8 protein-coding genes are annotated in these 8,969 nt (G+C 73.8%); 4 read left to right on the top strand and 4 right to left on the bottom strand.

All coding sequences use genetic code 11. The annotated features are described in order from the left end of the window. Positions 1–35: 35 nt before the first annotated feature. Both ABZ885_RS30485 and ABZ885_RS30480 read right to left on the bottom strand, forming a co-directional pair. Positions 36–335, bottom strand: a complete 300-nt coding sequence (locus ABZ885_RS30485; RefSeq protein ID WP_360195586.1) for a hypothetical protein — start codon at positions 333–335, stop codon at positions 36–38. Positions 336–522: 187 nt separating this feature from the next. After that, positions 523–795 (bottom strand): helix-turn-helix transcriptional regulator, encoded by a 273-nt coding sequence (locus ABZ885_RS30480; RefSeq protein WP_360195583.1) that lies wholly within the window; start codon positions 793–795, stop codon positions 523–525. Between the two features lie 96 nt (positions 796–891). Between ABZ885_RS30480 and map the strand changes: the two genes are divergently transcribed. Beyond that, the gene (map, locus tag ABZ885_RS30475) at positions 892–1,659 is read left to right on the top strand and encodes a type I methionyl aminopeptidase (protein WP_360195580.1); all 768 of its coding nucleotides are present in this window, start codon (positions 892–894) and stop codon (positions 1,657–1,659) included. Positions 1,660–1,805: 146 nt separating this feature from the next. Beyond that, complete coding sequence (locus tag ABZ885_RS30470) at positions 1,806–3,152, top strand: DUF2254 domain-containing protein (protein WP_360195577.1); 1,347 nt, start codon at positions 1,806–1,808, stop codon at positions 3,150–3,152. A 72-nt stretch (positions 3,153–3,224) separates the two neighbouring features. Here the strand turns inward: ABZ885_RS30470 and ABZ885_RS30465 are convergent, their stop codons facing one another. Together ABZ885_RS30465 and ABZ885_RS30460 are read right to left on the bottom strand one after the other, a co-directional pair. Next, positions 3,225–4,121 carry a hypothetical protein gene (locus tag ABZ885_RS30465; RefSeq protein WP_360195575.1) on the bottom strand — a complete coding sequence of 299 codons (897 nt, stop codon included), beginning with the start codon at positions 4,119–4,121 and terminating at the stop codon, positions 3,225–3,227. Then, complete coding sequence (locus tag ABZ885_RS30460) at positions 4,118–5,125, bottom strand: SPFH domain-containing protein (protein WP_360195572.1); 1,008 nt, start codon at positions 5,123–5,125, stop codon at positions 4,118–4,120. The genes ABZ885_RS30465 and ABZ885_RS30460 overlap by 4 nt, the downstream gene beginning before the upstream one ends. Positions 5,126–5,244: 119 nt before the next feature. Between ABZ885_RS30460 and ABZ885_RS30455 the strand changes: the two genes are divergently transcribed. Beyond that, positions 5,245–6,342 (top strand): hypothetical protein, encoded by a 1,098-nt coding sequence (locus tag ABZ885_RS30455; RefSeq protein ID WP_360195588.1) that lies wholly within the window; start codon positions 5,245–5,247, stop codon positions 6,340–6,342. Between the two features lie 269 nt (positions 6,343–6,611). Next, positions 6,612–8,846 carry a transglycosylase domain-containing protein gene (locus ABZ885_RS30450; protein WP_360195569.1) on the top strand — a complete coding sequence of 745 codons (2,235 nt, stop codon included), beginning with the start codon at positions 6,612–6,614 and terminating at the stop codon, positions 8,844–8,846. Positions 8,847–8,969: the final 123 nt, after the last annotated feature.

Below are 8,969 nucleotides of genomic sequence, written 5' to 3'. Positions count from 1 at the left end.
CCGGGCGCGCGTCACGCGCCCGGCCGGTTCGCTTGCTAGAACGGGAACTCGGGGGTCCCGGTGACATCGCGTCCGGTGCGCACGCGATAGCGGACCAGGGTGCCGGACGGTCCCGAGGCGCGGATCGTTCCCCACGGGATCGTCTGACCGGTCTTGAGGGCGGTGAAGTTGCGGTCCTCCGTGACGAGCTCGAGATTGACGCCGTTCAGGCGCCGGCTGAGCGTGAGGGCGTCGCGCGGTTCCATGATCTCGACGGTGGCCTGTTTCGCCACCGCGAGGTGCAACTGCTCCAAGCCGCTGGGGCCGATGGTTGCGGTCTTGTTCCGGACGGCCACGACGGCACCTCGTTCCCACGACAGGACTGACCTCGCCGCCGGGCCGCGAGGCGGGACGGCGAACGCGCTGCGATCGTAACGGGGTGTCGGCGGAACCTGCGGGCGTGACACCGTCCGCGCGCGGAGGATCACCTGTACCGACGCCCGTTGCGTCTTCCCGGCCACCTCTCCCGGCCGGGCGCCGGGCTCAGGCCGAGAGGGCCTGGTCGTCCTCGGCCGGCAGGGCGCAGGCGGCGGCGAGCTCGTCGAGGGAGAGGCCGAGGGCGTGGGCGAGCGCGGCGACGGTGAAGAAGGCGGGCGTGGGGGCGCGGCCGGTCTCGATCTTGCGGAGGGTCTCGGCGGAGATGCCGGCCGCGGCCGCGACCTCGACCATGCTCCGCGTGCCGCGCGCCTCCCGCAGCAGCGCACCGAAGTGCTCGCCGCGCTCGCGCTCCCAGGGGGTCAGTGGGGTCCTCACCATGCCCCGATACTAATACCGCTCCGACCGTGATAGATATACCGGTATAAGAATTGGGCGACGGTGGCGCGGGCGCCGGACCGGAAGAGGAGCGGTGACATGGTGGAGCTGAAGTCGGAGGTGGGCCTCGCGGCGATGCGGGAGGCCGGGCGGGTGGTCGCCGAGGCGCTGGCCGCGGTGCAGGGCGCGGCGGCCGTCGGGGTGAGCCTGCTGGAGCTGGACGAGGTCGCGCGTGCGGTGCTGCGCAGGGCGGGGGCGACCTCGCCGTTCCTCGGGTACCGGCCGGGCTTCGCGCCGGTGCCCTTCCCCGCGGTGATCTGCGCCTCCGTCAACGACGCCGTGGTGCACGGCATCCCGGACGGCTACCGGCTGCGGGACGGCGACCTGGTGAGCATCGACTGCGGGGCCGTGCTGGACGGCTGGGCCGGCGACGCCGCCGTCAGCTTCACCGTCGGGGCGGCACGGCCGGCCGACGAGCGGCTGATCGACGTCACCCGGCGGGCACTCGAAGCCGGCATCGCGGCCGCGGTGGTCGGCAACCGGACGGGCGACATCGCGCACGCGATCGCCGGGGTCGCGCGGCCGGCCCGCTACGGGCTGCCCGAGGGCTTCGGCGGGCACGGCATCGGCCGGCGGATGCACGAGGACCCGCACGTGCCCAACGAGGGCCGCCCGGGCCGGGGCTACCTGCTCCGGCCGGGCCTGGTGCTGGCGATCGAGCCGATGCTCACGGCCGGCGGCCGGGACGACTACCACACCGACCCGGACGGGTGGACCCTGCGGACCACGGACGGCAGCCGCGCCGCCCACGTCGAGCACACCGTCGCGATCACCGAGGAGGGCCCGCGCATCCTCACCCTCGTCTAGCGGCACCCCGGGCGCCTCGGCCGGACCACCCGACCGGCCCCCGGACGGGCAGCCCGGCGGGCGGGCGGCGCCCGGTCGGCCAACCCTTGAGTCAGCGCCCGGAAGGCGTTCGGCGGGCTGGTGCGCAGGGACTGGAGGCGGGCGAGGTGATCGGTGGGGTCCACCTGGAGGCGCAGTGGCGCCGGGAGGCACTGCGGACGAACCTGTGGGTGGTGCCGGTGCTGGAGGTGCTGCTCGCCGGGCTGCTCTTCGTGGTCACCTGGTCCCTGGACCGGGCGGCCCACCTGGGCGACCTGACGCTGCCGACCTGGGTCATCAGCGGGACGGCCGACGCCGCCCGGCAGATCCTCGCCGCCATCGCCGCGGCCCTGATCACCGTCGTCGGCGTGGTGTTCTCGATCATGATCGTGACCCTGACGCTCGCCTCCACCCAGTTCGGGCCCCGGATGCTGCGGACCTTCATCCGCGACCGCACCACCCAGCTGACCCTGGGCACCTTCGTCGGCACGTTCGTCTACGCGGTGCTGTCGCTGATGGTGATCGGACCGTCCGCGCGCGGCGACTTCGTCCCGCACCTGTCCATCACCGTCTGCATGGCCCTGGTGCTGGCCGACCTCGGGGTGCTGATCTACTTCATCCACCACATCGCCACCTCGATCCAGCTGCCGCGGGTCATCGCGAACATCGCGGCCGAGCTCTCGGCGGCGATCGAGGCGGGGGCGGGTGAGCCGGCCAGGGGCGGCGACGTCGAGCGCGGGCCGCCGCCGGCCGAGTTGCACGCCCGGCTGGACGCGTCGGGGGCGGCCGTTCCGGCGCCGGGCAGCGGCTACCTGCAGTTCGTCCGGCACCGCACGCTGGTCCGCATGGCGACGGAGCTCGACGCCGTCATCCGGCTGGACCACCGGCCGGGCCACTTCCTGGTACAGGGTCACCAGCTGGCCACGGTCTGGCCGGCCGAGGCGGCGGCCGAGGTGACCCGGAGCTTCGCCCGCGCCCACATCACCGGCCCGACCAGGACGCTCGCCCAGGACATCGCCTTCGCGGTGGACCAGCTGGTGGAGATCGCCATCCGGGCGCTGTCCACCGCGGTGAACGACACCTTCACCGCCCTGACCTGCATCGACTGGCTCGGGGAGGGGCTGTGCCGGATCGCTGCCCGCTGGCGGCCGGACCCGGTCCACCGGGACGCGGACGGCCACATCCGGGTGATCACCGCGCCGGTGGGCTACGAGCGGCTGGTGGAGCGCGCGTTCGAGAAGATCCGCCAGGCCGCCGCCGGCATGCCCGCGGTCCTGATCCGGCAGCTCGACGCCCTGGCGGAGATCATGGAGGAGACCACGACCGAGGCGCAGCGCCCGGTGCTGCTCCGCCAGGCCGCGATGATCGACCGGCTGGGCGCCGAGTCGGTGCCCGAGCCGGCCGACCGGGAGGACGTCCGCCGCAGCTACCTGGCCGTGCTCGCCGTGCACGCGCGGCGCACCGCGCGGCCCTGACGCGCGCCGCCGGCCCCACCCACGGGCGGGCGGACGGACCGACGGCCGCCCGGCCGGGCGGCATGAAGGGCGCTACCCCAGCAGCCGCAGCCGGGTCGGGGCCACGCCGAGCCGGATGGTCTGGCCCCAGGTCAGCTCCAGCGCGTCCGCCTCGATGCCGTCGCCGAAGGCGACCAGCCGGTCCGACTCGACGGTCAGGACGAGCTGCCGCCCGGCGTCGAGCAGCCCGTGCACCTGGGCGGTGCCGGTGGCGGGGGAGGGCCAGGCCTCGCGGACGAACCAGGCGAGGGCGGGGGCGGCCGCGCCCGGGAGGGCGAGCGGTCCGCCGCGTTCCAGCCAGGCGGACCGGCACCAGCCGGTGGCGCCGGTCCCGGTGCCGACGAGGACGCCGGAGGAGGCCTGCGGTTCGGCCGGCTCCCCGTCGACGGCCAGCCGGTAGCGGGCGGTCTGGTGGCCGGGCTGGCCCACGTACACCTCGTTGAGCGCCAGCAGCCGCTGGGTGTCGTCGGCGACCGCCTCGACCATGGTGCGCTCCTCCAGGTGCCGGGCGCCGCTGCGGGCGGCGGCCGGGAGGAGGGCGGCCAGCGCGTCGGCGCGGTGGCGGACCAGCACGCCGGGGTTGCGGCCCGGGTCGGCGTCCACGCCGACGACCGGCTGGCCGTCCAGGTACTTGGCGACATTGGCGACCAGCCCGTCCTGGCCGACCACGACCACCACGTCCTCCGGTTCGAACAGGAACCGGGGCAGGTCGGCCCGCTCGACCCGGGTGCGCCGCCAGTCGAGCGGGACGGCGGCCGCGGCCCGGGCGAGCGCCTCGGCCTGCCGCCGGTGCCGCTGCTCGACCTCGGCGACGGAGCGGCCGCGCGAGGCGAGGAAGAACGCGGCCTGGCCGGGCGTGCCGTGGTGGGCGATCAGCTCCTCGTACTCGGTGCGGCGGTGCACCAGGACCGCCCGGGGCGCGAGGCTCACCGCTCGCCCGCGGGGGCGGCGAGGCGTCCGAGCAGCCCGGTGAGCAGGTCCGGGGTGACGGTGACGCTGTCGATCTGCGGGAGGTGCTCGGCCAGCCGCATCAGGGCGAGCGCGCGCAGCACGGCCGGATCGGCCTGCTGGTGGGCGGTGAGCCAGGCGGCCTCGGCGGCGGCCCTGGCCTCGCCGAGCACGCGGGCGGCGTCGGCCTCGGCGCCGGCCAGCCGGGTGCGGCGCTCGGCCTCGGCGTCGGCGCGGACCCGGTCGGCGGCGGCCTCGTCCTCGGCCCGGAGCCGGGCGTTGGCGCCCTCCTGGGTGAGCAACTGCTTCTCCCGCCGGGCTAGTTCGGTCCGGTTGGCGAGTTCGTTCTCGGCGATGCCGCGCTCGTGCTCGACGGCGACCGCGCGCCGTTCGAAGGTGGCCCGGTCGGCCTCCTGCTGGACCAGTTCGCGGGCGGGGGTGCGCAGGGCGCGCTCCACCTCGGGTTCGGGGCGGAGCGCGACCACCCGGACGGCGATCACGGCGAGCCCGGTCTCGGTGATCCGGGCCTCGGCGGCCAGGCCGGCCGCCATCCGCTCGCGGACGGTGCCGACGCCGTCGGCGAGCACGGTGGCGAGCGGGGTGCGGGCGAGCAGGCCGAGCGCGTGCTGCTGGGCGGTCTCGGTGAGCAGGGTGGCGATCTGGTCGAGCGGTGCGGCGCGCCAGGCGCCGGTGTCGGGGTCGATGCCGAAGTCGACGCGGGCGGCGGCGGTGGCGGGTTCGGTGATCCGGTACGTCAGCGTGGCCTGCACGGTGACGTCCTGGAAGTCGGCGGTGCGGGCGTGGAAGAGCATCGCCAGTTCGCGGTCGTCGACCGGAACTTCGGAGAGGGCGGCGCTGAGCGGGCGGAACCAGAAGGCCAGGCCGGTGCCGTCGTGGGCGAGCCGCCCCCGGTTCAGGTGCCGGATGTGGGCGGTGGGGACGGCGCGCAGGTGGCGCAGTCCGAAGCGCCTGGTGATGTCGGCCATGAGTGGGACCCCTTTTCGTCAGTACGACGATATTGGGCCGGATGCAATCTCGTCAAGGTGACGAAAAGTCCTCGGCCCGGCCGGACCGGCCCGCGTGGGAGGATCGCCGGATGCTGAGGATGCGAACGGACGGGCGGCGGACCTGGCGGCGGGGAGCGGCCCGCGCCTCGGCGGCCCTGGTCGCGGCCGCCTGTACGGCCACCGCCGTGCTCGGGGTGACCGGCACCGCGCCCGCCCGGGCGGCCGACCGGGGCGGGACGGCGTTCACCATCGGCGACCCGCGGATCACCGAGTCCAGCGGCCTCGCCGCCAGCCTCGCCCACCCCGGCGTCTACTGGACGCACAACGACAGCGACGACGGCCCCTACGTCTACGCCGTCGACTCGCAGGGCCGCACCGTCGCCACCGTCACCCTGCGCGGCATCGAGCCGCGGGACGTCGAGGCGATCTCGCTCGGCCCCGACGGCCGGCTCTACGTCGGCGACATCGGCGACAACCTCGGCGGCAAGTGGTCCGAGGTGTGGATCTACTCCTTCGCCGAACCGGCCGAACTGCGCGACCAGTCGGTGGACGTGACCCGCTACCGGGTCCGGTACGAGGACGGCCCGCGCGACGCCGAGGCGCTGATGGTCCACCCGGTCACCGGCCGGGCCTACATCGCCAGCAAGAAGCAGGGCGGGGGAGGCCTCTACCAGGGGCCGGAGAAGCTCTCCACCGCCGGCGTCAACACCTTCCGCCGGATCGGCGACGTCCCGTGGGTCACCGACGGCGCCTTCTCCCCGGACGGCACCCGGCTGGTCCTGCGCGGCTACCTCGCCGCCACCCTGTACCGCTGGAAGGACGGCGCGCCCGCCGAACTCGGCTCGCTCTCCATGCCGTTGCAGCGCCAGGGCGAGTCGGTCACGTTCACCGCGGACGGCCGGTCGGTGCTCTACGGCACCGAGGGCAAGGACAGCCCGGTCTGGCGGGAGCCGCTGGACGCCGGGCAACTCCCCGACACCGTGAAGCCGTTGCCCGCCGCCTCGTCCTCGGGTGCGGCCCCGGGCGGGCCCGGCCCGTCCGCCCCGGCGTCCGGTGTCGCCTCCGGCGCGCCCGCCGCCGGGGCGTCCGCGGACGGCTCCTCCGGCGGCCCGTCCGACCGCGCCCTCGGCGTGGTGTTCCTGCTCGCCGTGGTGGGCGCACTGCTCGGCCTGCGCAAGAAGCGGAAGGGCGGCTGACGGGCGGCCGGCCCGTCGTTCCCCGGCAGCCCGGTGGTGGGCGAACGACCCTTTTCGGACCGTGAAGTTGGCCGAAACCGGCGTCATCCCTCCCCGGATGCGGTGAATTTGTCGCTGATTTGTGACAAAGCTCGGCCAACACCCGTCCCACGCGGGGTTTTCGTGGACGTAGTGTTCCGGCTATGTCACGGAAGAGCCGCCGCACATCCGCCCCGGACCAGGGCGACATCTGGGTCCCCCGCCCCCGGCGCCGCGAAACGCCGCTCGGAATGCTGGGTCACGCGGTGAAGTTCCTCGGCTACAGCACGCTGGCCGGTGTTCTGCTGGCGGGCATCGCCCTGCCGGCGGCGGGTGCGCTCGGACTGACCGCCAAGAACACGGCGGACGACTTCGACAACATCCCGGACGACTTCAAGACCCCGCCGCTGACCCAGGCCTCCTTCATCTACGACGCCAACGGCGGCCAGATCGCCAAGGTCTACGAGCGCGACCGCACGGTCATATCCGCCGACCAGATGTCCCCGCTGATACGCCAGGCCCAGGTGGACATCGAGGACGCCCGCTTCTACGAGCACGGCGCGGTCGACCTCAAGGGCGTGCTCCGGGCGGTGACCAAGAACGCCGAGAGCGGCGCCGCCGTCCAGGGCGCCTCCACCCTCACCCAGCAGTACGTGAAGAACGTCAACGTCGAGCAGGCCGGGGACGATCCGGTCCTCGTGCGCGAGGCGCAGCGCAAGACCCTGGGCCGCAAGATCCAGGAGCTCAAGTACGCCATCAAGCTGGAGGAGGACCTGACCAAGGACCAGATCCTCACCAACTACCTGAACATCACCTTCTACGGGAACAAGGCCTACGGCATCCAGGCCGCCTCCCGGCGGTACTTCAGCAAGGACACCAAGGACCTCACCCTGCCGGAGGCGGCGACGCTGGCGGGCCTGGTGCAGAACCCGTCCCAGTACGACCCCAGGCTCCACCCGGAGGCCGCCCGCAAGCGCCGGGACACCGTCCTCGACAAGATGGTGGAGAACAAGCACATCACCGCCGAGCAGGCCAAGGAGGCCAAGGCGGGCCCGCTGGTCCTGCACTACCAGGATCCGCGGAACGGGTGCATCACCGCCAACGCGGGCATGGGCTTCTTCTGCGACTACGTCCGCCACGTGATCAAGCAGGACCCGGTGTTCGGCAAGACCGCCGCCGACCGGAAGAAGCTCTGGGACCAGGGCGGGCTCAACGTCTACACCACCCTCGACCCGGTGAAGCAGGCCGCCGCGCTCAACGCGGTGACCACCAAGGTCTACGTCACCGACCCGGTCTCGGCGGCGATGACGATGGTCGAGCCGGGCACCGGCAAGATCCTGGCGATGGCCCAGACCCGCCCGTACGGCATCGACAAGGACAAGAACGAGACCGTCATCAACTACAACGTGGACGCGGCGATGGGCGGTGGCAACGGCTTCCAGCCGGGCTCCAACTTCAAGCCGATCGTGGCCGCCGCCGCGCTGGAGGCCGGACTCCCGCCGACCCAGGCCTACCCCTCGCAGAACCGGATCGACTGGCCGAACATGTCGACCTGCTCGGGCACCTGGAAGAACCTGCAGAAGGGGAGGAAGGAGGGCACCGTCCCCAACGAGTCGGCGAGCGAGTCCGGCCCGTACGAGCTGAAGAAGGCCATGGCCCTCTCGGTGAACACCTACTTCGTCCAGATGGAGCAGGAGATCGGCCTCTGCGCGGTCAAGCAGATGGCCAACAAGCTGGGCGTCGCGGGCAAGGCCAACGGCGACGCGCTCGAGGAGGTGCCGGCGCTCGGCCTCGGCACCCAGGAGGTCAGCCCGCTGACCATGGCGAACCTCTACGCCACCTTCGCCGCCCGGGGCACCTACTGCACGCCGCTGGCGCTCACCCGGATCACCACCGTGGACGGCCGGGACGTGCCGGTGCCCCCGGTCAAGTGCAGCCAGGCGATCTCGCAGAACACCGCCGACGTCCTCAACACCGTGCTGCTCGGCGTGACCGAGAAGGGCGGCACCGCGCGCGACCTCGGCCTGGACGACGGCCGGCAGATCGCCGGCAAGACCGGTACCGCCGACGAGAAGAAGGCCGCCTGGTTCAGCGGCTACACCGCCAACCTGGCCGGCTCGGTCTGGCTCGGCGGCCCGGCCAAGGGTGTGCCGATGCGGGACATCAGGATCGGCGGCAAGTACCAGGAGGAGGTGTTCGGCGCCACCGGCCCCGGCCCGATCTGGCAGCAGGCGATGAGCCAGGCGGTGCGCGGCATGCCGGAGGAGAACTTCCGGACCGTCTACATCCCGGACCCGCCGCCCAAGAAGGACCCGACCGAGAGCCCGGGCGGGACCGGCCCCAGCGGTACCGGCCCGTCCGGCACGGCGGGACCGGGCGGGGGCGGCCGCCCGGACACGCCCCCGGGCCGCCCCGGCGGCGGCCGCACCACGGCTCCCGGCCGGCCGCACAACACGGCGCCGGCCGACCCGGGCGACGACCACTGACGCCGGCCGCCCGCACCACGACCGTGGCCCCGGCCCACTGTAAGGTCCCGGGGCCGGTGGGGGGTGGGGGGGGTGTGGTTGCGGTTCGCGTGGGGGGGGTTGGGGGCGGAGTGCAATGGGGCC

The organism is Kitasatospora sp. NPDC047058 (genome assembly GCF_040643935.1).
Lineage (GTDB): Bacteria > Actinomycetota > Actinomycetes > Streptomycetales > Streptomycetaceae > Kitasatospora.
Note: the sequence above shows the minus strand (reverse complement) of the source record. Positions and strands in the feature narration are given on the sequence as shown.

What these genes read in the sequence shown, in the direction of transcription:
- ABZ885_RS30480 (WP_360195583.1), bottom strand. Translation starts at nt 795, where the DNA reads ATGGTGAGGACCCCACTGACCCCCTGGGAGCGCGAGCGCGGCGAGCAC.
- map (WP_360195580.1), top strand. Translation starts at nt 892, where the DNA reads ATGGTGGAGCTGAAGTCGGAGGTGGGCCTCGCGGCGATGCGGGAGGCC.
- ABZ885_RS30460 (WP_360195572.1), bottom strand. Translation starts at nt 5,125, where the DNA reads ATGGCCGACATCACCAGGCGCTTCGGACTGCGCCACCTGCGCGCCGTC.
- ABZ885_RS30455 (WP_360195588.1), top strand. Translation starts at nt 5,245, where the DNA reads ATGCGAACGGACGGGCGGCGGACCTGGCGGCGGGGAGCGGCCCGCGCC.
- ABZ885_RS30450 (WP_360195569.1), top strand. Translation starts at nt 6,612, where the DNA reads ATGCTGGGTCACGCGGTGAAGTTCCTCGGCTACAGCACGCTGGCCGGT.